Below are 21,491 nucleotides of genomic sequence, written 5' to 3'. Positions count from 1 at the left end.
CATATCGGCAGGCTGGTCGAAACCATCCAGCCCGCCGAATGCCAAAACTATCTGGAAAATGCTGGATATGGTTCCGTTAAAAGGTGAAACGCTCTAGCGCTTGCGGATGAGGAAACGGTGGCCGTCGTCGGTCTTCTCAGCCTCGATGAGTTCGTGACCGTCTTCGTTGCAGAAATGCGGGATGTCGATTCCCGCCAATGGATCGGTCGTTTCGACGCGGATTATCGTGCCGCTCGGCAGCGATGACATTTTGCGGCGCGTCTCGAGGACAGGCAGCGGGCATTTGAGCCCGCGCAGATCGTAGGAAATGGCGGTCAAGCCATCAGTCCTTGGCCCAGAACTTCCAGAACGGCTTCTTCGACGCGACTTCGACCGGCTCGGGCTGTTGTGCCGGCGCAAACGCGGTCAGCGGGCTCGGCGTCGGGACAGGAACCGCAACCGGCGCGGCAACGGCAACCGCCGTCGTCTTGGCCGCTTCAGGCGCAGCCACAGCGCCAGCAGCAGTTGCTGCCTGCGGCGTGGCTGGCGTCGCGGCCGGGGCGGCGTTGGCGGCAACCGCGGTCGCCGTCTTGTTCGCCATCATTCCTTCGAGTTCGGCAACCTTCACCATGCGGCCGGCCTCGAGCGACGTGCCTGTCGGTGCATAGGCAAGGTCGTGTCCCTTGCGCTGCTTGGCAACGACAGCCTTGCGCTCCGCTTCGGAAGGATCGTACCACGCCATGCCGTCGAACGCCTTCAGCGCCTTCGTATATGCCATGTCGTAGGTCTTGCCATAGGATGCCAGTGCCGCCGTCAGCGCCGGAGGCGTCGACATCTGAGGGCATTTGCCGCCCGGATTGAAGGCACCGTCGGCCGACTGCTGATTGAAGACATACTTCTTTTCGCAGACGTTGACCTCGGGCGGACGCTTGGTCACTTCGAAGTTGTCGTAGCCGACCTTCAGCATGTTCCAGAACTCGATGTTCGAGTTCATCCGGTGCTTCACCATATTTTCCGCCGTCATGCGGAACGGGAAAGCCTGCAGCTGTACCGTCGACTGGCCGCCCTTGAAGGCGTCGCGCGCGAAGGCATAGATTTCCAGCACCTGCTGGTCGGTCATGGAATAGCAGCCCGAAGACGAGCATGCCCCGTGGATCATCAGATCGGTTCCGCTGCGGCCGTTAACGGCGTCATAGCGGTTCGGGAAGCCTGTGTTGATCGCGAGATAGTACTTGGAATTCGGGTTGAGGTTGGCGCGGGTCAGGTTGTAGAAACCTTCCGGTGCCTGGCGGTCGCCCTGCTTCACCTTGGGACCGAGACGGCCCGACCAGGCGCAGATCTTGTAGTCGGCGATCTTGTCGAAGCGGTTGTCGGTCTTTGCCTTCCAGATCTCGAGCGCACCCTCTTCCTTGAAGATGCGGATCATGATCGGCGAATTTCGGTCCATGCCCTTGGCGCTCATCTCCGACAGGATGCGCGACGGCAGCGGCTGCTCGACCTTGTTCTTGACCTTGGACAGGTCGATCTGCGTGCTGTCCAACGCGTCATTGCAGCCGGCCAGGGCCAGCGCCATCAGTGAAACATAGGCAAAATGACGAATGCGCATCCAAACAAGCCCAATAACGAGATTCGACCCAATTCGCTTTGCAGCTCAGGCACGAAGCGAATCATTGGTTGATTGTGGTTAAAAAAACCTTACCAACCTATGCCGCGCGTCCAAGACCCCCGCAAGTACGAAAGTTATTGATAACATTATTGTGGCCAAGGTTTGGCCTCAATCGAGAAGACGTCGCAACCTCCGGTCAGAGATTGCGGCCCATGTTGAGGAATTTTTGGCGCCGATCGTTGCGAAGCTGCTCGCCGGACCGGCTCGAAAGCTCGCCGAGCGCATTGGCGATCACGTCGCCGGTCGCAGCGATCACGCTGTCCGGATCGCGGTGCGCGCCGCCAAGCGGCTCGCCGATGATGCCGTCGATGATGCCGAGCGACTTCAGGTCTTCGGAAGTGATCTTCATGTTGGTGGCCGCTTCCTTGGCACGCGCGGAATCCCGCCAGAGGATCGAGGCGGCACCTTCGGGCGAGATCACGCTATAGATCGCGTGCTCCAGCATGTAGACGCGGTTGCCCGTGGCGATCGCGATCGCGCCGCCGGAACCGCCCTCGCCGATGACCACCGAGATGATCGGAACCTTGACGCCGAGGCACATTTCCGTAGAACGGGCGATGGCTTCCGCCTGACCGCGCTCTTCGGCGCCGACGCCGGGATAGGCGCCAGCGGTATCGACCAGCGTGATGACGGGCAGACCGAAACGGTCCGCCATTTCAAGAACGCGGATTGCCTTGCGGTAGCCTTCCGGCCGCGCACTGCCGAAGTTGTGCTTCAGGCGGCTCTTCGTGTCGTTACCCTTCTCCTGGCCGAGAACGGCGACCGGCTGGCCGCGGAAGCGGGCAAGACCCGCCTGGATCGCGGCATCCTCGGAGAACTTGCGGTCGCCGGCAAGCGGCGTGAATTCCTGAAACAGCGTCTTGGCATAGTCGACGAAATGCGGCCGCTGCGGGTGACGCGCGACCTGGGTCTTCTGCCAGGCGTTCAGCTTCGAATAGATGTCGACCATCGCCTCGCGGACGCGAACTTCAAGCCTGCCGATTTCATCGGACGTGTCGATACTCTCGTCTTCCGAGGCGAGCTTCTTCAGTTCGATGATCTTGCCTTCGAGGTCGGAGATCGGCTTTTCGAAGTCGAGATAGTTGTGCATGAGGTGCGTTTCCGTTCCTTGTGCCGGGGCCGCTTTCGTCAGCGCACCCTTGTTGCCGGTCCTATTCCTGCTTTTTCGCCTGTTTGGCAAGGGGGTGATGCGTTTGGACCAGTTGCTGGAGCCTTTCCTCCAGGACGTGCGTATAGATTTGTGTGGTCGAAATGTCCGAATGACCCAAGAGTTCCTGAACAACGCGGAGGTCTGCGCCGTTGGCCAGAAGATGGCTTGCGAATGCGTGCCGCATCACGTGCGGCGAGATCGTAGATGGGGGCAGACCCGCCCGGATCGCAAGATTTTTCAGATCGCGGGCAAAAACCTGTCGTGGCAGATAGCCTTCCTTCGACGCCGCCGGAAACAGCCAGGGACTCTCCCCGGAATCTTTGGCGGCGGGATTTTTGGTGGCGGCATTTTCCGAAGCGATCATGCCGCCATAGAGCTTGAGCGCAGCGATCGCAGATTGCGACAAAGGGACGAGACGCTCCTTGCTGCCCTTGCCCCGGATCATCAGGAATCGCCCGTCCTGGCCGAGCACGCGGGCAGGAAGCGACACCAGCTCGCTGACGCGCATGCCCGTCGCATAAAGGAGCTCCAGCAGTGCCAGCATGCGCAACCGCTGCAATTGCCCGGCTGCGGGATCCTGCGCCTCAGCTTCGGCCTGTTCCAGCAACCTGCCGACCTCGTCGACGCCCATGGTTTTCGGCAGCGGCCTGCCCTTCTTCGGCGCGTCCAGTATCCCTGTCGGATCGTCGGTGCGAAGGCCCTCGGCATAGAGGAACTTGTAGAACTGCCGCATCGACGCCAGGTGGCGCGCCTGCGACGATGGCTTGAAGCCTTGTGCCGCAAGCGACGACAGATAGGCGGCCAGTTCGGCCGACGCCGCTTCCGTCAACCGGACGCCCTTGCCGTTCAGGAAAGACTGTAGATCCTCGAGGTCGTGCTCGTAGGACGACAAGGTATTGGCTGCAGCCCCGCGCTCTGCGCTCATCATCTCCAGAAAGGCTTCGACGTGAACGCGGCCGAGATCCTTCATGACGTCACTTCTTGGCCGGCTCGATGGCACCGGTCGAAGGCGGATTGATCCGTTCGGAGGGAATCCGGATCGTCACGTCGCGCTCCTGCGGTTCGACGAAAGTAACAAGCGCCCACATCGTCCCGTATATCGCTCCGGCGATGACCGCCAATACGGCGAGAAAACGGAACAGGCTCGGCATTCAACAACTCCATGGCTATGCTTCTTTATGAAGAAGCGTCTTCGCAAGCGCAAGAAGGTGCTTTTGACCATGTTTCCCTTGCCCGCGACTTGACGCTACACCCGCATTTGTCGATACCGTTCGCAAACAAAATGTGAATGGACCAATGAGCGACCCAGTTCTGACCGTTGCCGATAGCTTGAGAGACAGAGCTCGCGCTGCGCTCGGTTCACGCAATCTGATCCTCGTCGGGTTGATGGGCGCCGGAAAATCCTCCGTCGGTCGGATCGTCGCAAGCCATCTCGGCATACCGTTCGTCGACAGCGACGCCGAAATCGAGCGCGTCTCCCGCATGTCGATCACCGAACTCTTTGCTGCCTATGGCGAGGAAGAGTTTCGCGCCCTGGAAACGCGGGTGATGAAACGGCTTCTGAAAAACGGCCCGCGCGTGGTGTCCACCGGCGGCGGCGCCTTCATCAACGATCGCACCCGCAGGCACATCAAGAAGGGCGGTATTTCAGTCTGGCTGAATGCCGATCTCGACGTCCTGTGGGAGCGCGTCAACAAGCGCGACACGCGCCCGCTGCTGAAGACGGAAAACCCCAGGCAGACCCTCGAGAACCTGATGAACGCCCGGTATCCGGTCTATGCGCTGGCCGACCTAACCGTCATGTCGCGCGATGTGCGCAAGGAACTCATGGCCGACGAAGTGCTGAAGGCCGTGGTCGACTCTCGAACTGAAAGTGCCGCCTGATGAATGCGATTGCCACCGCCTCCACCGACCGCAAGGTCCACGTGCCGCTCGGCGAGCGCGCCTACGACATCCTCATCGGTCCTGGCCTGATCGCGCGTGCCGGCGGCGAGATCGCGTCGCGGCTGAAGGGGCGCAAGGCGGCCGTCATTACCGACGCGCATGTTGCGCCGATCTATCTCGATGCCCTTCTCCAGAGCCTTGAGGCGGCGGGTTTCACGTGTGCGACGCTCGTTCTGCCTGCCGGCGAGAAGACCAAGAGCTTCGAGCATCTGATGACGGTTTGCGACAAGGTTCTGGAAGCCCGCGTCGAGCGCAACGACGTCGTGATCGCCCTTGGCGGTGGCGTCATCGGCGATCTCACGGGCTTTGCCGCTGGCATCGTACGACGCGGCGTCCGCTTCGTGCAGGTGCCGACCTCGCTCCTGTCACAGGTGGATTCCTCGGTCGGCGGCAAGACCGGCATCAACAGCCGCCACGGCAAGAACCTGATCGGCGTGTTTCATCAACCCGATCTGGTTCTGGCCGACAGCGACGTCCTGAACACGCTGAGCGAGCGCGAGTTCCGTGCCGGATACGCCGAGGTCGCGAAATACGGGCTGATCGACAAGCCTGACTTTTTCGCCTGGCTGGAAGCCAACTGGCGGGATGTGTTTTCCGGCGGCTCCGCCCGCATCGAGGCGATTGCTGCAAGCTGCCAGGCAAAGGCGGATGTCGTCGTCGCCGACGAGCGGGAGACCGGCCGGCGTGCGCTCCTCAATCTCGGGCATACCTTCGGCCACGCACTGGAGGCTGCCACCGCCTACGACAGCTCCCGGCTGGTCCACGGCGAGGGCGTTTCGATCGGCATGGTTCTGGCCCATGAATTCTCGGCCCGCATGAATCTGGCGAGCCCCGACGATGCCCGGCGCGTCGAGCACCACCTCAAAGAGGTGGGCCTGCCGACGCGGATGTCGGACATTCCGGGAACCCTGCCGCCGGCAGAGGTGCTGATGGACGCCATCGCCCAGGACAAGAAGGTGAAGGGCGGCAAGCTGACCTTCATCCTCACCCGTGGCATCGGTCAATCCTTCGTCGCCGACGACGTGCCCACTTCCGAAGTGTTGAGCTTCCTCAAGGAAAAACACCCACAATGACCCTCGAAGGCACGCTGGCATTCCTTTCCGCATATTGGCCGGAAATCCTTTCCATCGTGGCCCTCGTCCTCATGTCGGCTTTCTTCTCCGGATCTGAGACCGCGCTGACGGCGGTGTCGCGCAGCCGCATTCACACGCTGGAAGCCAACGGGGAGGAACGCGCCGGCATCGTCCGTGAACTGATCGAACGCCGCGATCGCCTGATCGGCGCCCTGCTGATCGGCAACAACCTCGCCAATATTCTCTCCTCTGCCATTGCCACCAGTCTTTTTCTCGGGCTCTTCGGCACGTCAGGCGTGGCGCTTGCGACGCTGGCGATGACGGTCATCCTGGTGATCTTTGCCGAAGTCCTGCCGAAAAGCTGGGCGATCTCGATACCGGACCGGTTTGCGCTGAAGGTGGCGTTTGCCGTCAAGGTCTTCGTTGCCGTCGTCGGCCCGGTTTCGTCATTCGTCAATGCGATCGTGCGCTGGATCCTGTCGCTTTTCGGCATCAACCTCTCGCGCGAAAGCTCGATGCTGTCGGCGCACGAGGAGCTGCGCGGCGCTGTCGACCTGCTGCACCGTGAAGGCTCGGTGGTCAAGGCCGACCGGGACCGTCTGGGCGGCGTTCTCGACCTCGGCGAACTGGAACTGTCCGATATCATGGTGCACCGCATGGCCATGCGCGGCATCAACGCGGACGATCCGCCGGAAGTCGTCGTGCGGACGATTCTGGAAAGCCCGTTTACCCGCATGCCGCTCTGGCGCGGCTCGACGGACAACATCATCGGGGTCGTGCATTCCAAGGATCTGCTGCGGGCACTCGCCGAACGCGACGCGGAGCCCGAGCATCTTGATATCGTCAAGATTGCCCAGAAGCCCTGGTTCGTGCCTGACAGCACCAACCTCGAAGCGCAGCTCAATGCCTTTTTGCGCCGCAAGCAGCATTTCGCCGTCGTCGTCGACGAATACGGGGAAGTGCAGGGCATCGTGACGCTCGAGGATATTCTGGAAGAAATTGTCGGCGACATCTCGGATGAACACGACATCGACATGCAGGGCGTGCGCCAGGAGGCCGATGGCTCGATCGTCGTCGACGGCAACGTGCCGATCCGCGATCTCAATCGCGCGCTCGACTGGCAGCTCCCCGACGAGGAGGCGACGACGATTGCAGGCCTCGTCATTCACGAGTCGATGACGATCCCGGAAGAGCGGCAGGCGTTTACCTTCTACGGCAAGCGCTTCATCGTCATGAAACGGGACAGGAACCGTATCACCAAACTGCGCATCCGGCCGGCGGAGGAGAACGACGCGAAGCCGGCCTGACCTTCTTCCAACTCGACTTTAATCCCAATCATTGCGCGCTGCGGGAGGAGATTGTCTCAAGGCGAGCAGCATCGTTATGGATCTGATATGTTTGATATATTTTGGCGTTCGGTGGTCATCGGCATTGGCGCGACGGTTCTCATGGACATCTGGGCTATCGTTCTCGCCCAGGCGACAGGCGGGTCTTTGCCCAACTGGGCGCCGGTCGGTCGCTGGTTCTGGCATCTCGGCAATGGCAAGGTATTCCACGACGACATCGGCAAGGCGGCTTCCTACGAGCACGAACTGGCCCTCGGCTGGATCGGCCACTATGTCGTCGGCATCCTCTACGGCATCCTGCTGGTGCTGATCGCAGGCCCCGGCTGGCTGGCGGAACCGACGTTCCTTCCCGCCTGGATCTGGGCGATCGTGACGGTCGGCGCCGGCTGGTTTCTGCTGCAGCCCGGCCTCGGGATCGGGTGGGCGGCGTCGAAGACACCCAACCCCGCCAAGGTGCGGTTTCTCAATCTCGTCTCGCACACGGTCTTCGGCTTCGGTCTCTACGCGACCGCACTGATCATCCGCTGACACGCGAGAGACCGTCGGCAGACGGCCTTCTTGGAAAGAGGAGGCTGCGCCACCATATAGGGTGGCGTCCGTCTACCAGCGCACGGGCTCGCCCGGTGCCGCCGGTTCTATGGCAAGCGCATGCAGTCCGGCGTCCAGCTCGGGCTTCAACAGCTCGGTGATCGCGCGGTGGCGTGCGAGCCGCGCCATGCCTGCGAACTTGGCCGATACAATTCGTACCCGCATGTGGGTTTCGCCAGCGCCGGTGATGTCGGGCTGATGTCCGGCATGCAGATGGCTTTCGTTGATGACGCTCAGGCGCTCAGGCGCGAAGGCCGCTACCAGCTTTTCTTCGATGGAGGATTGCAGGGTCATTGTCCGATCTTGCTGCTTTGCGAAAAAGGTTCCCACCAAGCCAGCAACATTCCTGTTTGTCAATTCTTGTCGTCAGCTCTTCTGAGCCCCATAATTAGCGCCGTCATGAGACTCGATTCCAAATACTTCGACCGCATCCGCACCAGCCGCAAACGCGAGCCGGAACCCGAACAGGCTCCTCCAACCTGTCAGTGGGACGGCTGCGACAAGAAAGGCGTGCATCGCGCTCCCGTCGGACGCAATGCCGAGGGGCAGTTCTTTCTGTTCTGTTTCGAGCACGTCAAGGACTACAACAAGGGCTATAACTATTTCTCCGGCCTCTCGGACGGTGAGATCGCGCGCTACCAGAAGGAAGCGATCACCGGCCATCGGCCGACCTGGACCGTCGGCGTCAACAAGGCCGCCAAGAATAGCCCGCTGCAGTCCGAAGTGCGCTCCGGAGCCTATACCCGCGTTCGCGATCCTTTCGGTTTCGTCAAGGATAGCAAGGGCAGCGGCCCCCGCTTTCCGGAGCAGCGCAAGCTGAAGAGCCTGGAAACCAAGGCCTTCGACACGATGGGGCTGGCGGCGAATGCGACCTCGGCGGAGATCAAGAGCCGCTACAAGGAACTCGTCAAGAAGCATCACCCCGATGCCAATGGCGGCGACCGCGGATCCGAGGAGCGCTTCCGCGCCGTCATCCAGGCCTATCAATTATTGAAACAGAACGGTTTTTGTTAATTCCCGTCCTTGCTCTTGGTCTTCAATCGGGTATGGTCCAAATCGGCTGAGGCCGCAGGCAACCGCGGCACGTGTTTTTGCGTTTGTCCCACAGGCGCCTCGGCCACTTCCGGATGCGGCGTTTCTTGTCCGGGGCTTTGTTCAAGAATGCTCGCAAGCGATGGATTTGTCGCCCCGAGGTTTCGTTTCAGTCCCGGAGAAGCATCGCCGACGTTCCGACATGAGCGAGCGCGGACCCCTCTGCGGCCTCATGGCTGTGAAATGGGCTGAGACAGTATGGCAGGGTGTCGGCCACCCGCCTTGGAGACATGATGAGCAAGATTGACCTTGATATTTCGGAGATTCCAGACACCACCGTTTCGGTCAGGGAGGTCTTCGGCATCGATTCCGACATTCGCGTTCCCGCTTACAGCCAGGGCAGCGCCTACGTTCCGGATCTCGATCCCGACTACCTCTTCGACCGCGAAACGACGCTGGCCATTCTTGCAGGCTTCGCTCACAACCGACGCGTGATGATCTCCGGCTACCACGGCACAGGCAAGTCCTCGCACATCGAGCAGGTCGCAGCCCGCATCAACTGGCCGTGCGTGCGCATCAACCTCGACAGCCACGTCAGCCGTATCGATCTTGTCGGCAAGGACGCAATCGTCGTCAAGGACGGCCTGCAGGTTACCGAATTCAAGGACGGCATCCTGCCCTGGGCCTATCAGCACAATGTCGCGCTCGTCTTCGACGAATATGATGCCGGCCGTCCGGACGTGATGTTCGTCATCCAGCGCGTGCTGGAATCGTCCGGCCGCCTGACGCTGCTCGACCAGAGCCGCGTCATCCGCCCTCACCCCGCCTTCCGCCTGTTTGCGACCGCAAACACGATCGGCCTCGGAGACACCACCGGGCTCTATCACGGCACGCAGCAGATCAACCAGGCGCAGATGGACCGCTGGTCGATCGTCACGACGCTGAACTACCTGCCGCACGACCATGAGGTGAACATCGTCGCCTCCAAGGTGAAGAGCTTCGGCAAGGACAAGAACGGCCGCGATACCGTTTCGAAGATGGTGCGCGTCGCCGACTTGACCCGCGCCTCATTCATGAACGGCGACCTGTCGACCGTCATGAGCCCGCGTACCGTCATCACCTGGGCCGAGAATGCCGAGATTTTCGGCGATCTCGCCTTCGCCTTTCGCGTCACCTTCCTCAACAAGTGCGACGAACTGGAGCGCCCGTTGGTTGCCGAACACTATCAGCGCGCCTTCGGCGTCGAGCTGAAGGAAAGCGCTGCCAACATCGTTCTGGAGGCCTGAGGCCGATCGATCATGGCATCTCGCGGTGACAATTCGAAAGCTAAGCCCGGTGCGCCCGTCGACGTCGAACCGTTGCGCCGGGCGATAACAGGCAGCGTGCGCGCAATCGCCGGCGACGGCGACGTCGAGGTAACCTTCGCCAATGAACGCCCGGGAATGACGGCCGAGCGGATTCGCTTGCCCGAGCTTTCCAAGCGGCCGACGGCGCATGAACTCGCGGTGACCCGCGGCCTTGGCGACTCGATGGCGCTCAGGCTTGCCTGCCACGACGAGAAGGTGCATGCGACGATGGCGCCTCAGGGCTCCGATGCCCGCGCCATTTTCGACGCCGTCGAGCAGGCGCGCGTGGAGTCGATCGGCTCACTGCGCATGGAAGGCGTAGCCGCCAACCTGCGCTCCATGACCGAAGAGAAATATTCCAAGGCGAATTTCTCCGGCATCGAACGTCAGGAAGATGCGCCCGTCGGCGAAGCCGTCGCCATGATGGTGCGCGAGAAGCTGACCGGCCAGAAGCCCCCGGCCTCTGCCGGCAAGGTGCTCGATCTCTGGCGCTCCTTCATCGAGGAGAAGGCCGGATCGGAACTCGATAATCTCTCCGAGGTGATCACCGACCAGCAGGCGTTCTCCAAGGTCATCCGCAACATGCTCTCGGCCATGGAAATGGCCGAGGAATACGGCGACGACGACAGCCAAGCAGATTCCGACGACGAGCAGGACCAGGAAGACAAGCCTGGCGGCGACGAGCAGGATCAGGACGAGGTCGACGAAGACGCCGGCTCCGATGCTGCCCCCGTCGAAGACAGCGAAGTCGCCGACGAGCAGATGGAGGACGGCGAGACTGAAGGCGCCGAGATCTCCGACGACGACATGATGGAGGAAGGCGAGGACGATTCGGAAACGCCGGGCGAAACCCGCCGTCCGAACACACCCTTCGACGACTTCAACGAGAAGGTCGACTACCACGTCTTCACCGAGGAGTTCGACGAGACGATCACGGCCGAGGAGCTGTGCGATGCGGCCGAGCTGGAGCGCCTGCGCGCCTTCCTCGACAAGCAGCTCGCGCACCTGCAGGGCGCCGTCGGCCGCCTGGCGAACCGCCTGCAGCGCCGCCTGATGGCGCAACAGAACCGCTCCTGGGATTTCGACCTGGAAGAAGGCTACCTCGACCCGGCGCGCCTGACGCGCATGATCATCGACCCGATGCAGGCGCTCTCCTTCAAGATGGAGCGCGACACGCAGTTTCGCGATACGGTCGTGACGCTGCTGATCGACAACTCGGGCTCGATGCGCGGCCGGCCGATCACGGTGGCCGCCACCTGCGCCGACATCCTGGCCCGCACGCTTGAGCGCTGCGGCGTCAAGGTCGAGATCCTCGGCTTCACCACGAAAGCCTGGAAAGGTGGACAGGCGCGCGAACAATGGCTCGCCAACGGCAAGCCGCAGACGCCCGGCCGCCTCAACGACCTGCGCCACATCATCTACAAGTCGGCCGATGCTCCGTGGCGCCGCGCCCGCAGCAATCTCGGCCTGATGATGCGCGAGGGGCTTCTCAAGGAAAACATCGACGGAGAAGCGCTGATCTGGGCGCACAACCGCCTGCTTGCACGTCGTGAGCAGCGCCGCATCCTGATGATGATCTCGGACGGCGCGCCGGTCGACGATTCGACGCTGTCGGTCAATCCGGGCAACTATCTGGAGCGCCACCTGCGCGCCGTCATCGACCGTATCGAGACCCGCTCTCCGGTCGAGCTTCTCGCCATCGGCATCGGCCACGACGTCACGCGGTACTACCGTCGCGCCGTCACCATTGTCGATGCGGACGAACTGGCGGGCGCAATGACCGAACAGCTCGCATCGCTCTTCGAGGACCAGGCCGCGCAGCCGCGAGGCGGACGCATCCGCCGCACCGGCTGATGCGGATGAACGCTTTTCTGGTGGCCCGAACGCATGTCGCGCGAACGATGCTGATGGTTCTTGGCCTGTTGACCTGCGCGCCGCCATCCGGCGCCGGCGGACCGACGGTGGTCAAAAGCAGCGTGATTTCTGACTTCAAGATTGGCTCGGACGAGAAACGGTTCGGGCCTTTCGAATTTCTGGGCGGGCTGGAAATGGTCTCCGCCGACCGGCTGTTCGGCTCGCTGTCATCGATCCGTTTTCGATCCGACGAGACCCATTTCATCGGCGTGCTCGACACCGGCCACTGGATGACCGGGCGTGCCGAACGCGATGCGCAGGGGCGCCTGGCGGCCCTGGCGGATATTGAAATCACGCCGATGCGAAATCGTGTCGGTCAGATCGTCGAGGGCAAGGGTTACATGGATGCGGAAGGCCTGGCGCTGCACGGCGACCATGTGCTGGCGTCCTTCGAACAGGACCATCGTGTCGATGTCTATCCCGACCCTGGCTTCGAGACATCCCGTGCCGTCGACACCGTCCCCATTCCTTTCCCGCGAAAATCCTTGCGCGCCAACCGCGGCTTCGAGACCGTGGCCGTGGCGCCGGCGGCGAGCCCCCTGAAAGGCGGCACGCTGATCGTCGCGGAACGCAGCCTGGATGCCGACGGCAATGCCGATGCGGCCATTCTCGACGGGCCGCTGAAGGGCCGCCTCGCGCTCGCCCGGTTCGGTGACTTCGACGCAACCGACGGAGCATTCCTGCCCGATGGCGACCTGCTCATCCTGGAACGTCGTTTCAACATGGCGGAAGGTATCGGCATGCGCATCCGCCGCATCAAATCGTCAGAGATCCGGCCCGGTGCGGTCATGAACGGCGAGGTCGTGCTGCAGGGCGACTTCGGCTACCAGATCGACAACATGGAAGGCCTTGATGCCTTCAAGGCCGCCGACGGCACCACGCACGTCGTCATCGTCTCCGACGACAACCACTCGATCCTGCAGCGCAATCTGATGCTCGAATTTCGGCTGGTCGACTAGCTCTTCGGTGGCCCGGCCTATGCGCTCAATGTGTTCTTGTAGACCCTCCCATCCTTCATGATGACCGCAAGGTTCTTTTCGGGGTCATTCAGAAGGTTGATGTTCTCCAAGGGGTTGCCGTCCACGACGAGCATGTCGGCGAACGCTCCCGCCTCCAGGACCCCGATTTTGCCCTGATAGGGGTTTCGCGGACCGGAGAGCGCCAGAAGTTCGGCATTGGTCGAGGTTGCCGTCCGCAGGATTTCGTCATTTGTGTACCAGCGGCTGAGATGTGTCAGCATGGTTCCCTGTCGCGCGGTCATCTCGGGCGAAAACAGCATGTCCGAGCCCCACGCGGTCTTGATATTGTATTTGCGCGCAAGCTCGTAGGCGACAAGCGAACCGGCAATGACCTGGTGCAGGCGTTCGGCAGAGGGTCCCGTGAGGGGAACGGAGTCCTCAACCGACAGGAAGGGTTGAATGCTCAACCAGATCCCCTTGTCCGCCATCATCCTCGCGGTTTCATCGTCCATCAGGTGCGCGTGTTCGATACAGGCTGCCCCGGCTGCTATGGCGCGCTGGATGGTTCTGGGCGCATAGGCGTGGACGGTGACATATGTATTCCAGTCCTGTGCCACGTTGACGGCGGCCCGAAGGTCCTCAAGGCTGAATGTCGTCATGTCGAGGGGGCTGCGCGGCGACGATACCCCGCCGCCGCCGACGACCTTTATCTGTGACGCGCCCTGCATCAACTGCTCGCGCACGCGAAGCTGCACCTCGCCGACGCTGTCGGCTATCATTGCGCCGCCCGACTCCTCGACGACGCTGAGCTGAGCGGGGTTGCGGGGGATTTCAGACAGCATGCGCAGATCGCCATGGCCGCCCGTTGTCGTGATGAACGCGCCGGAAGGATAGATTCGCGGGCCGGGGATCGTTCCGTTGTCGATCGCCTGCTTGAACGTGAAGACCGGCCCGCCGAGGTCGCGCACCGTGGTGAAACCGCGAAGCAGCGTTCGTTCCGCTTCCGCCGTCGACGCAGTGAAGATGAAGCCGGGATCGCCTGTCGTCGCAAGTTGGACAGGAACGGCGGCAAAGAGCGTGTGCCAGTGCATGTCGATCAGTCCAGGCATCAGAACACGATCGCCGCAGTCGATGACCGTCGCGTCGTCGGGCGGCGGACTGTTGGTCGTGTCGATGGACGCGATCATGTTGCCCTCGATCAGCACCTGGGTGCCGGATCGCGCCGTGGCCGACTTGCCGTCGAACAGCTTGGCTTGCCTCAGCAGTATCCTCTGCGGCTGCGCGGAAGCCTGCGCCAGCGCGAACGACGGATGAGAAGCTGTAAACAGTGCCGCTCCTATCCCCGCCAGCAGCCCCCTTCGCGTGAAGTCTTCCAGGCGGCGCGATGCCTGTTGGACTTCCGGCGCCGAGCAGCCGCACCCCAGGCCGTGAGCGAGATGCTGATACTTTCCACCCAAGCGGATCATGATGCACTCCCCTGCTTCAACGTTGTACCGATGGCGATGCGGCGATGCAGCCGCAACGGCGTGATCCCTTGCCGGTGAGCCGTCCTGAGGCATCGAACGTTGGAGATCCGCTGCGGACGATGTAGCGACGCACAATCGTGCGCAACTCGTAAGTACGTTACGGTAAAAGCGGGCGTAAATTTTGAGGCCGCAGCCCGGTTGCCTTGCCGGTGCCGCGCTATACGCTGCAGCGAGCGGCCATATCACAGACTAGCACGACGCAGAGGAAGGGAATGTCAGGCATCACGATCCTATCCGCCCGAACGGTCACCAGGCCGTTCACGCCGGGCGACGCAGACGAGGTTTTCTCCTGCATGTCGCCGGAGATCACGCGTTTTATGTCTTGGGAGCCGCCGGCTTCATTGGCTGAATTCGAGCGCATCTGGCGCGATTGGCTGCCGTCGATCGAGGATCGCTCCAACCTTCACCTAGTTGCGCGCGCACGCGACGACGGTCGGTGCCTCGGTGTCGTCGGGCTGCATGGTCTGCCGTCAGGAAAGCCGGAGCTCGGCATCTGGCTCCGGCAGGACGTCCATGGACGAGGCCTCGGGCGCGAGCTGATCGGTTCTGTCGCGGTATGGGCGAGCGAGAACGCAATCGTCGAGTATTTCGAGTACCCGGTCGCCGAGCAGAACGTGGCCAGCAGGCGGATCGCGGAGGCCCATGGCGGCCGCATCGCCGGATACCGGTCCGGCTCCAAATACCGATCCGTCGTCTATGTCATCCCGCCGATTCACCGGTCAGCGCCGCAGGCTTTGCGAGCCGAATAGGCTGCGAACCTGTTGTCGCGGCTCAGCGGGCGCGGGCGGCCTGCATGGGCAGAAGCACGTTCATCAGCGCGCCATAAGGCAGCAGCATTACCAGGCCGACGATCATCTTGACCGAGAAATCGCCGATGGCCCAGGAGATCCAGCGCGGCGCCTGCGCCGAAAAGATGCCGAGGATAGGCGAGGATTCCAGCGCGAAGAGGTCGTTCGGACCAAAGAAGACGAAAAATGCAGCAAACGCGAAGGAGAAGAAGATCACCGTATCCAGCATCGAACCGACAAGCGAGCCGAGCAGCGGTGCGCGCCACCAGGCCTGACGGCGCAGGCGATTGAAAACGGCGATGTCGAGCAGCTGACCGGCCAGATAGGCCGAGCCGGAGGCGATCGCGATGCGCGGCACGGACGTGAAGAACGAAAGCGAAACGCCGACCACGAAGCCGGCGAACACCACCTTGCGCGCGGCCTGCGGACCGAACTGGCGATTGGTAAGATCGGTGATCAGGAAGGCGACCGGATAGGTGAAGGCACCCCAGGTCAAAAGGTCGGCCAGATTGATGCCGGCAAACTGCGCGTCCACCGGGAACTGCACGAGGAAGTTCGAGGCGACGACGACAAGCGTCATCAGTGCGACGTAGACAATGGTATTGCGCGTCTTAAGCATTTTTTTATCCTGGGGTATGCCACCAGTTGGAGTGATCGGCAGGCAAAGCAAAAGGCTTGTGCGGATGTTATCCGTTCAAGCCTTTTGAAGCCTTAATAGCAGAAGAGCAGTCGAAGCTTAGGCAGCAGCAACTGCGGCTTCGGCAGCCTTCTTGACGATCTGGCGGCGCAGCAGACGAGCGCGCATCGACAGTTCGCCTTCATTTGCCTTGATCAGGAAAGCATCGAGGCCGCCACGGTGCTCTACGGTACGAAGGGCAGCAGCCGAAACGCGAAGACGGTAACGCTGGCCGAGCGCGTCGGAAATCAGCGTAACCTGGCACAGGTTCGGGAGGAACCGGCGCTTGGTCTTGTTGTTGGCATGGCTGACATTGTTGCCAACGAGGACTGCCTTGCCGGTCAATTCGCACATGCGGGACATGGGACACCTATTCTTGTTTTTCTCGGCCATCTATTGCCGACCCGCGCAAAATCGGGCTTGCAATCCAACAGGCCATGATTGGAAAGTTGCGGTTCTATAATCAGACAGGCCGGGCGCGTCAAGCCAAACGTTGGCGTTTCCCGCAATTCCGTCAAAAAGCTCGTGTTTTCTTCGCGACGCAACAGGCGTATAGACCGTGCTGTGCGGCTTTACCAGCTTGCCGGAACAAGGCAGATCTCATGGCTCAATTGGGCAAACGCATTTTCATCTCGGCAATTGCGGCACTGGCCGCGCTTCCGGCCGGTGCCGGCGAGGTCCAGCACCGAACGGAATACAGGGTTTCCCTCGGAATCCTGACGATCGCGCGCGCGGCGTTTCTCACGAAGATCGAGGACGACAAGAGCTATGAGATCTCGGGCGACATCAGTTCGGCCGGGCTTGCCGATCTGGTAACCAACATCTCGGCCAAGACCAGCGTCGACGGCGTGTTGCGCGGCAATCGTCTGCAGGCCTCGCGATACCATCTCTACTACAAGAGCGGCAAGCGTGCCCGCACATACGACGTCCGCTACGACAACGGCAACATCACCTCGACGACCGTCAGGCCACCGCGCCGGCTTCCGGCGAACTGGGTTAATGTGCCGACAGGCGACATGCGCTCGGTGCTTGACCCGATCTCCGGCCTGATCTTCCCGGCGGGCACCAATCTCTGCGCCCAGAAACTTCCGATCTACGACGGGGAGATGAGAATGGACCTCGTGCTCTCGCCGAAGGGCTCGAAGGATTTTGCGACCGAAGGTTTCAGCGGCAAGGCGACCGTCTGCAACGTTCGTTTCGTGCCGCGGTCCGGTTACAAGAAGGGCCGTAGCGACATCGAGTATCTGAGCAAGAGCAGCCGCATGGAAATCTGGTTTGCCAAGGCAGACGCGGCGAATGTATATGCTCCTGTCTATGTCCGTATCCCGACGCAATACGGGCCTGTAACGATTACCGCGGTGAGATACAGCGCAGGCTGACGGAGCTGATGTCTCCGTGAAGGGGGACGAGTGAAGCTTCGGGCAACGTTAATCGGGTTCACGGCCATTCTGATGTGGTCGTTTCTGGCGCTGTTTACCGCAGCGTCGGGAAAAATGCCGCCGTTCCAGCTTTCCGCCATATGCTTTGCCATCGGCAGCATCCCTGGCCTCCTGGTCCTGATCGTCAATCCGTCGCGCCTGGCGCTGCTGAAGCAGCCGGCCAAGGTGTGGCTCGTCGGCATTGCGGGGCTGTTCGGATACCACTTTCTCTACTTCACGGCGCTGCGCAATGCGCCCGCCGTCGAGGCCGGACTGATCGCCTATCTCTGGCCCCTGCTGATCGTCGTCGGTTCGGCGCTGCTGCCGGGCGAGCGGCTGCGCTGGTATCACATCGTCGGCGCGCTCGCCGGCTTGAGCGGCACCTTCCTGATCGTCGGGCGCAACGGCATCGACTTCGATGGCGCCTACGCCGTCGGTTACGGCGCTGCCGTCCTCTGTGCCTTCACGTGGTCGGGGTACTCGCTGCTGACACGGCGTTTCGATGCCGTGTCGACCGATGTCGTCACCGGCTTTTGCCTTGCGACATCGGTCCTGTCGCTGATTTGCCATCTGGGGCTTGAAACCACCGTATGGCCGGAAGCGACGTTCGAATGGATTGCCGTTGCCGGGCTCGGGCTCTTCCCCGTGGGAGCGGCCTTTTATGCCTGGGACTACGGCGTCAAGAACGGCGACATCCAGATCCTCGGTGCGGCAAGCTATGCCGCGCCGCTTTTCTCGACGCTGATCCTGACGGTCTTCGGCTTTGCCGAGCCGAGCTGGCGCATCGCGCTCGCCTGCCTCCTGGTGACGGGTGGAGCCGTGCTTGCCGCGCAGGAGATGTTTCGGCGAAAGAGGCCACCGGTAGAACAGCCGGCCGCCTAGCTAGCGCCTTCGACCCAACCTTTGACCAAGCAAAAAAGCCGGCATCGCTGGTGCGATACCGGCCGCATTGTCCTGCCGACTGTTGCGTTCAGAACTCCTCCCAGCTCTCTGCCGCGGTCGACGCGGCGCCGTGAGCCCTGGCCGCACGTGCCACCAGATGCAGCGCCGGAGAGCCGGCAGCCCTGGAGGAGCCGCGCACCGCGTAGGCCTCGCCAAGGCGAAACTGCGTGAGCAGCGAGCGCAGCGCTTCTGCCTCCGACGCCAGCTTGTGGCTTGCTGCCGTACTCTCCTCGACCATCGCCGCATTCTGCTGTGTCGATTGATCGAGCGAGTTGACGCTCTGGTTGATCTCCTTGAGCCCTGTCGCCTGCTCTTTCGAGCCCTCGACGATCGCCGTGACGTTGGCATTGATCTCGCCGACCTGGCTGACGATGGTTTCGAGCGCCTTGCCCGTCTCGCCGACCAGATCGACTCCGTTGCGGACCAGCTGGCTGGACGTGGTGATCAGTGACTTTATTTCTTTGGCGGCACTGGCGGAGCGTTGGGCGAGCTCGCGAACTTCCTGAGCGACGACCGCGAAGCCCTTGCCCGCCTCCCCCGCGCGCGCGGCCTCGACGCCGGCATTGAGCGCCAGGAGGTTGGTCTGGAAGGCGATGTCGTCGATGACACCGATGATGTTGGTAATCTCCCGCGACGACTGTTCGATCTGTCCCATCGCCGCCACGGCATTGCGCACTACCAGGCCCGATTGCTCGGCGCCGTGCTTCGTCTTCGCGACCAGCTTTCCTGCTTCGTCCGCACGGTGGCTGGAATCGTTGACCGTGGTCGTGATCTCCTCCAGCGCCGCAGCCGTTTCCTCGATCGACGCCGCCTGCTGTTCCGTGCGCTTGGAAAAGGAATCCGCAGCCGATCCGATCTCCCGCGAGCCGGCAGCGATCGCCTGCGCGTTCTCGCCGACGGTCTTCAGCGTCTCGGAAAGTCTGGCGACCGTCGCGTTGAAGTCGTGCCGCAGTTGCTCCATCGACGGCACGAACGCCGAATTGACCGTCTTGGTGAGGTCGCCTTCTGAAAGCCCGCGAAGGGCCTCCCCGAGCTGGCTGATGGCGCTCATGCGCTGCGTGACATCGGTTGCGAACTTGACGACCTTGTAGACCCTGCCGTTGGCATCGGTGATCGGGTTGTACGCCGCCTGGATCCAGATTTCCCGGCCGCCCTTGCCATAACGCACGAATTCGTTGGCGATAAACTCCCCCTGCTCAAGGCGACGCCAGAAGCTCGCATACTCGTCGGTTCGCGTATAGGCGGGGTCGCAGAACATGCTGTGATGCTTGCCGGCGATTTCGAAGAGGGAGTAGCCGAGCGCATTGCAGAAATTCTCGTTCGCCGTCAGGATCTCGCCCTTCGGCGTGAATTCGATGATTGCCTGTGAACGTGAGACGGCGTCCAGCTTGCCGGCATCCTCGACCGCCCTGTTTTTCGCGTCGGTAACGTCGGCTGCGAACTTCACCACCTTGTACGGCTTGCCGTGCTTGAATACGGGATTGTAGGACGCCTGGATCCAGATCTCACGTCCCCCTTTCGCGAGGCGCTTGTAGGCCCCGGCATCGTACTCGCCCCTCCCAAGACGAGCCCAGAACGCGCGATACTCCGATGTTGCGGTGTAGGCGGGCTCGCAGAACATGCTGTGATGCTTGCCGGTGATTTCCGAAAGGCTGTACCCAAGCGCCCTGCAAAAATTCTCGTTCGCCTTGAGGACATTTCCCTTGAGATCGAACTCTATGATCGCCTGCGACTTGGAAATGGCATCGAGGATATATTTCGAATCGGACGTCAGGCCAAACATTCCACCCTCCCTGTGCGGCGCCACGCCGTGGGCGCCGAGCTCCGTTTAGGCGAAGCCAACGACTGCCCTCGACGGGAGAGCCCGCTCGCTGAGGAAGCGGGGCAACTCTATTCTAGATCGCAGTAGTGGAACGCCTCACAACTGATGATGAGACCGGGAGGGTTAATGTTCGGTATAAAACAGATATCTAATTTAATATGGATTAACCGCCAAAAATCATGATGTATTTCCTGTTGCAAGCTGGACGCCGCAACGGAAAAAGGGCGCCCCACCGGGAGCGCCCTTTCACAATCACTAGGCTTGCAACGCCTTGCGGAGGACCGAATCCTTATTCCGAAGCGGCGTCCGCGAGAACCGGAGCATCGCCGGACGGAGCATCTCCCTCGCTCGAAGCCTCTGCCTCTCCTTCCGCACCGCGGCGCGGGCGACGGGGACGGGCGCCGGTGGCGCGGCGGCGCGGCTGGCGTTCGCGCGGCTGGCCGGCAGCACTTTCCTCGTCCATGGAGACCTCGGCCGGAATGCCCTCGATGACCGGCTGCGGGCCGGTGCCATCGATGATCTCAGGCTGCGCCTCAACCGCTGTGACCGGAGCCGGCTGCTCTTGCTGGCGACGCGGCTGGCGGGTGGGCTGATCCTCGCTCCGGCGCGGCTGCTGCTGTGCCTGCTCTTCAGAGCGGCGCGGCTGTTGCTGCTGCTCATCCGAGCGCCGCGGCTGTTGTTCTTCCGAGCGGCGCTGATGCTGCTCCTGCTGGCGCGGCGGCTGAACGACGACGACGTCATCGTTGTCGATGCCATCATTTTCATCGCCGTCAGCGCCTTCGCCGTATTCGCTTCGGTCGTCGCGCTGGAAACGTTCCTGCATCTGCGCCTGTGCGGCGGCAATGATGCGGTTGTAGTGTTCGGCGTGCTGTAGATAGTTTTCTGCCATGACGCGGTCGCCGGAGCTCTGGGCATCACGGGCGAGTTGCGCATATTTCTCGGCGATGTGCTGGGCAGTACCGCGGATCTTTACGTCGGGGCCGGAGCTATCGTAGCTCCGCGTCAGCGGATTTCCGCCCTTGCGGTTGAAATTGTTGTTATTATTGTTTCCACCGCCGCCGCCGCCGTTGTTACTGCCACGCCCGCGACCGCGCTTATTCTGCTGTCCTGGCCTCATCGATCGTTCACCTGAATTCTCTGTTTGTGTGGAGTGATGGCACCAACCGCCGTGACCGGACAAACCGTCTCAGGCTCTCGTGCCGCAAGCATACTGCGCCTTCGCGCCGACCTGCCGCTTGTTCTCAAGTCAGTTTGACTGATTCACGCATTGGGTCGTGTTCAACCTTTAAAACTCTCGTTTAAAAGAGCGGACCCCCGAGGCC

22 protein-coding genes are annotated in these 21,491 nt (G+C 61.9%); 11 read left to right on the top strand and 11 right to left on the bottom strand.

What is annotated here, in order from left to right; all coding sequences use genetic code 11:
• Positions 1-93: 93 nt before the first annotated feature.
• The 5 genes from ASC97_RS18265 to ASC97_RS34700 form a co-directional block, all read right to left on the bottom strand.
• Positions 94-318 carry a sulfurtransferase TusA family protein gene (locus ASC97_RS18265; RefSeq protein WP_057469770.1) on the bottom strand — a complete coding sequence of 75 codons (225 nt, stop codon included), beginning with the start codon at positions 316-318 and terminating at the stop codon, positions 94-96.
• Between the two features lie 4 nt (positions 319-322).
• Positions 323-1,585: a L,D-transpeptidase family protein gene (locus ASC97_RS18260; RefSeq protein WP_057469769.1), complete on the bottom strand. Its 1,263-nt coding sequence runs from the start codon at positions 1,583-1,585 to the stop codon at positions 323-325.
• A 196-nt stretch (positions 1,586-1,781) separates the two neighbouring features.
• The gene (locus tag ASC97_RS18255; protein ID WP_057469768.1) at positions 1,782-2,735 is read right to left on the bottom strand and encodes an acetyl-CoA carboxylase carboxyltransferase subunit alpha; all 954 of its coding nucleotides are present in this window, start codon (positions 2,733-2,735) and stop codon (positions 1,782-1,784) included.
• Positions 2,736-2,796: 61 nt separating this feature from the next.
• The gene (locus ASC97_RS18250; RefSeq protein ID WP_057469767.1) at positions 2,797-3,765 is read right to left on the bottom strand and encodes a site-specific tyrosine recombinase XerD; all 969 of its coding nucleotides are present in this window, start codon (positions 3,763-3,765) and stop codon (positions 2,797-2,799) included.
• A gap of 4 nt (positions 3,766-3,769) precedes the next feature.
• The gene (locus tag ASC97_RS34700; RefSeq protein WP_037059419.1) at positions 3,770-3,946 is read right to left on the bottom strand and encodes a hypothetical protein; all 177 of its coding nucleotides are present in this window, start codon (positions 3,944-3,946) and stop codon (positions 3,770-3,772) included.
• Positions 3,947-4,091: 145 nt separating this feature from the next.
• Here ASC97_RS34700 and ASC97_RS18245 point away from each other — a divergent pair, with 145 nt between their 5' ends.
• The 4 genes from ASC97_RS18245 (at position 4,092) to ASC97_RS18230 (ending at position 7,686) form a co-directional block, all read left to right on the top strand.
• The gene (locus tag ASC97_RS18245; protein WP_057469766.1) at positions 4,092-4,679 is read left to right on the top strand and encodes a shikimate kinase; all 588 of its coding nucleotides are present in this window, start codon (positions 4,092-4,094) and stop codon (positions 4,677-4,679) included.
• Positions 4,679-5,812, top strand: coding sequence for a 3-dehydroquinate synthase (gene aroB / locus ASC97_RS18240; protein ID WP_057469765.1), 1,134 nt, complete (start codon positions 4,679-4,681; stop codon positions 5,810-5,812). The genes ASC97_RS18245 and aroB overlap by 1 nt, the downstream gene beginning before the upstream one ends.
• On the top strand, positions 5,809-7,119 hold the full coding sequence (locus ASC97_RS18235; RefSeq protein ID WP_057469764.1) for an HlyC/CorC family transporter: 1,311 nt from the start codon (positions 5,809-5,811) through the stop codon (positions 7,117-7,119). Before aroB ends, ASC97_RS18235 begins: the two co-directional genes overlap by 4 nt.
• Positions 7,120-7,206: 87 nt before the next feature.
• Positions 7,207-7,686, top strand: coding sequence for a DUF2938 domain-containing protein (locus tag ASC97_RS18230; protein ID WP_057469763.1), 480 nt, complete (start codon positions 7,207-7,209; stop codon positions 7,684-7,686).
• A 72-nt stretch (positions 7,687-7,758) separates the two neighbouring features.
• On the opposite strand, the gene ASC97_RS18225 is transcribed toward ASC97_RS18230, so the two are convergent.
• Positions 7,759-8,040: a BolA family protein gene (locus tag ASC97_RS18225; protein WP_037059406.1), complete on the bottom strand. Its 282-nt coding sequence runs from the start codon at positions 8,038-8,040 to the stop codon at positions 7,759-7,761.
• A gap of 105 nt (positions 8,041-8,145) precedes the next feature.
• Here ASC97_RS18225 and ASC97_RS18220 point away from each other — a divergent pair, with 105 nt between their 5' ends.
• From ASC97_RS18220 to ASC97_RS18205, 4 genes are all read left to right on the top strand, one after another.
• Positions 8,146-8,760, top strand: a complete 615-nt coding sequence (locus tag ASC97_RS18220; protein WP_037059404.1) for a J domain-containing protein — start codon at positions 8,146-8,148, stop codon at positions 8,758-8,760.
• A 311-nt stretch (positions 8,761-9,071) separates the two neighbouring features.
• Positions 9,072-10,064 (top strand): cobaltochelatase subunit CobS, encoded by a 993-nt coding sequence (cobS, locus tag ASC97_RS18215; protein WP_057469762.1) that lies wholly within the window; start codon positions 9,072-9,074, stop codon positions 10,062-10,064.
• 12 nt (positions 10,065-10,076) lie between these two features.
• Positions 10,077-11,978: a cobaltochelatase subunit CobT gene (cobT, locus tag ASC97_RS18210; RefSeq protein ID WP_057469761.1), complete on the top strand. Its 1,902-nt coding sequence runs from the start codon at positions 10,077-10,079 to the stop codon at positions 11,976-11,978.
• A gap of 53 nt (positions 11,979-12,031) precedes the next feature.
• The gene (locus tag ASC97_RS18205) at positions 12,032-12,997 is read left to right on the top strand and encodes an esterase-like activity of phytase family protein (RefSeq protein ID WP_244481520.1); all 966 of its coding nucleotides are present in this window, start codon (positions 12,032-12,034) and stop codon (positions 12,995-12,997) included.
• Positions 12,998-13,014: 17 nt separating this feature from the next.
• Here ASC97_RS18205 and ASC97_RS18200 read toward each other — a convergent pair whose 3' ends face one another.
• Complete coding sequence (locus ASC97_RS18200; protein ID WP_057469760.1) at positions 13,015-14,463, bottom strand: metal-dependent hydrolase family protein; 1,449 nt, start codon at positions 14,461-14,463, stop codon at positions 13,015-13,017.
• A 272-nt stretch (positions 14,464-14,735) separates the two neighbouring features.
• Here ASC97_RS18200 and ASC97_RS18195 point away from each other — a divergent pair, with 272 nt between their 5' ends.
• A complete protein-coding gene (locus ASC97_RS18195; RefSeq protein ID WP_057469759.1) occupies positions 14,736-15,272 on the top strand; it encodes a GNAT family N-acetyltransferase in 537 nt (178 codons plus the stop codon).
• Between the two features lie 22 nt (positions 15,273-15,294).
• Here the strand turns inward: ASC97_RS18195 and ASC97_RS18190 are convergent, their stop codons facing one another.
• Both ASC97_RS18190 and rpmB read right to left on the bottom strand, forming a co-directional pair.
• Positions 15,295-15,930, bottom strand: a complete 636-nt coding sequence (locus ASC97_RS18190; RefSeq protein ID WP_057469758.1) for a queuosine precursor transporter — start codon at positions 15,928-15,930, stop codon at positions 15,295-15,297.
• Between the two features lie 117 nt (positions 15,931-16,047).
• A complete protein-coding gene (rpmB, locus tag ASC97_RS18185; protein ID WP_057469757.1) occupies positions 16,048-16,350 on the bottom strand; it encodes a 50S ribosomal protein L28 in 303 nt (100 codons plus the stop codon).
• Positions 16,351-16,589: 239 nt separating this feature from the next.
• On the opposite strand from rpmB, the gene ASC97_RS18180 reads away from it, so the two are divergent.
• Together ASC97_RS18180 and yddG are read left to right on the top strand one after the other, a co-directional pair.
• On the top strand, positions 16,590-17,366 hold the full coding sequence (locus tag ASC97_RS18180; RefSeq protein ID WP_057469756.1) for a DUF3108 domain-containing protein: 777 nt from the start codon (positions 16,590-16,592) through the stop codon (positions 17,364-17,366).
• A 30-nt stretch (positions 17,367-17,396) separates the two neighbouring features.
• Entirely contained in the window at positions 17,397-18,287 is an 891-nt protein-coding gene (yddG, locus tag ASC97_RS18175; RefSeq protein WP_057469755.1) for an aromatic amino acid exporter YddG, read from the top strand.
• An 88-nt stretch (positions 18,288-18,375) separates the two neighbouring features.
• On the opposite strand, the gene ASC97_RS18170 is transcribed toward yddG, so the two are convergent.
• A complete protein-coding gene (locus ASC97_RS18170; protein WP_057469754.1) occupies positions 18,376-20,130 on the bottom strand; it encodes a methyl-accepting chemotaxis protein in 1,755 nt (584 codons plus the stop codon).
• 328 nt (positions 20,131-20,458) lie between these two features.
• Positions 20,459-21,286, bottom strand: a complete 828-nt coding sequence (locus tag ASC97_RS18165; RefSeq protein ID WP_057469753.1) for a DUF4167 domain-containing protein — start codon at positions 21,284-21,286, stop codon at positions 20,459-20,461.
• Between the last annotated feature and the right edge of the window lie 205 nt (positions 21,287-21,491).

It is taken from the genome of Rhizobium sp. Root1203 (genome assembly GCF_001424945.1).
Lineage (GTDB): Bacteria > Pseudomonadota > Alphaproteobacteria > Rhizobiales > Rhizobiaceae > Rhizobium.
Note: the sequence above shows the minus strand (reverse complement) of the source record. Positions and strands in the feature narration are given on the sequence as shown.

Coding starts and splice junctions, on each gene's coding strand:
- ASC97_RS18260 (WP_057469769.1), bottom strand. CDS start 1,585: ATGCGCATTCGTCATTTTGCCTATGTTTCACTGATGGCGCTGGCCCTG.
- ASC97_RS18255 (WP_057469768.1), bottom strand. CDS start 2,735: ATGCACAACTATCTCGACTTCGAAAAGCCGATCTCCGACCTCGAAGGC.
- ASC97_RS18250 (WP_057469767.1), bottom strand. CDS start 3,765: ATGAAGGATCTCGGCCGCGTTCACGTCGAAGCCTTTCTGGAGATGATG.
- ASC97_RS34700 (WP_037059419.1), bottom strand. CDS start 3,946: ATGCCGAGCCTGTTCCGTTTTCTCGCCGTATTGGCGGTCATCGCCGGA.
- ASC97_RS18245 (WP_057469766.1), top strand. CDS start 4,092: ATGAGCGACCCAGTTCTGACCGTTGCCGATAGCTTGAGAGACAGAGCT.
- aroB (WP_057469765.1), top strand. CDS start 4,679: ATGAATGCGATTGCCACCGCCTCCACCGACCGCAAGGTCCACGTGCCG.
- ASC97_RS18235 (WP_057469764.1), top strand. CDS start 5,809: ATGACCCTCGAAGGCACGCTGGCATTCCTTTCCGCATATTGGCCGGAA.
- ASC97_RS18230 (WP_057469763.1), top strand. CDS start 7,207: ATGTTTGATATATTTTGGCGTTCGGTGGTCATCGGCATTGGCGCGACG.
- ASC97_RS18225 (WP_037059406.1), bottom strand. CDS start 8,040: ATGACCCTGCAATCCTCCATCGAAGAAAAGCTGGTAGCGGCCTTCGCG.
- ASC97_RS18220 (WP_037059404.1), top strand. CDS start 8,146: ATGAGACTCGATTCCAAATACTTCGACCGCATCCGCACCAGCCGCAAA.
- cobS (WP_057469762.1), top strand. CDS start 9,072: ATGAGCAAGATTGACCTTGATATTTCGGAGATTCCAGACACCACCGTT.
- cobT (WP_057469761.1), top strand. CDS start 10,077: ATGGCATCTCGCGGTGACAATTCGAAAGCTAAGCCCGGTGCGCCCGTC.
- ASC97_RS18205 (WP_244481520.1), top strand. CDS start 12,032: ATGGTTCTTGGCCTGTTGACCTGCGCGCCGCCATCCGGCGCCGGCGGA.
- ASC97_RS18200 (WP_057469760.1), bottom strand. CDS start 14,463: ATGATCCGCTTGGGTGGAAAGTATCAGCATCTCGCTCACGGCCTGGGG.
- ASC97_RS18195 (WP_057469759.1), top strand. CDS start 14,736: ATGTCAGGCATCACGATCCTATCCGCCCGAACGGTCACCAGGCCGTTC.
- ASC97_RS18190 (WP_057469758.1), bottom strand. CDS start 15,930: ATGCTTAAGACGCGCAATACCATTGTCTACGTCGCACTGATGACGCTT.
- rpmB (WP_057469757.1), bottom strand. CDS start 16,350: ATGTCCCGCATGTGCGAATTGACCGGCAAGGCAGTCCTCGTTGGCAAC.
- ASC97_RS18180 (WP_057469756.1), top strand. CDS start 16,590: ATGGCTCAATTGGGCAAACGCATTTTCATCTCGGCAATTGCGGCACTG.
- ASC97_RS18170 (WP_057469754.1), bottom strand. CDS start 20,130: ATGTTTGGCCTGACGTCCGATTCGAAATATATCCTCGATGCCATTTCC.
- ASC97_RS18165 (WP_057469753.1), bottom strand. CDS start 21,286: ATGAGGCCAGGACAGCAGAATAAGCGCGGTCGCGGGCGTGGCAGTAAC.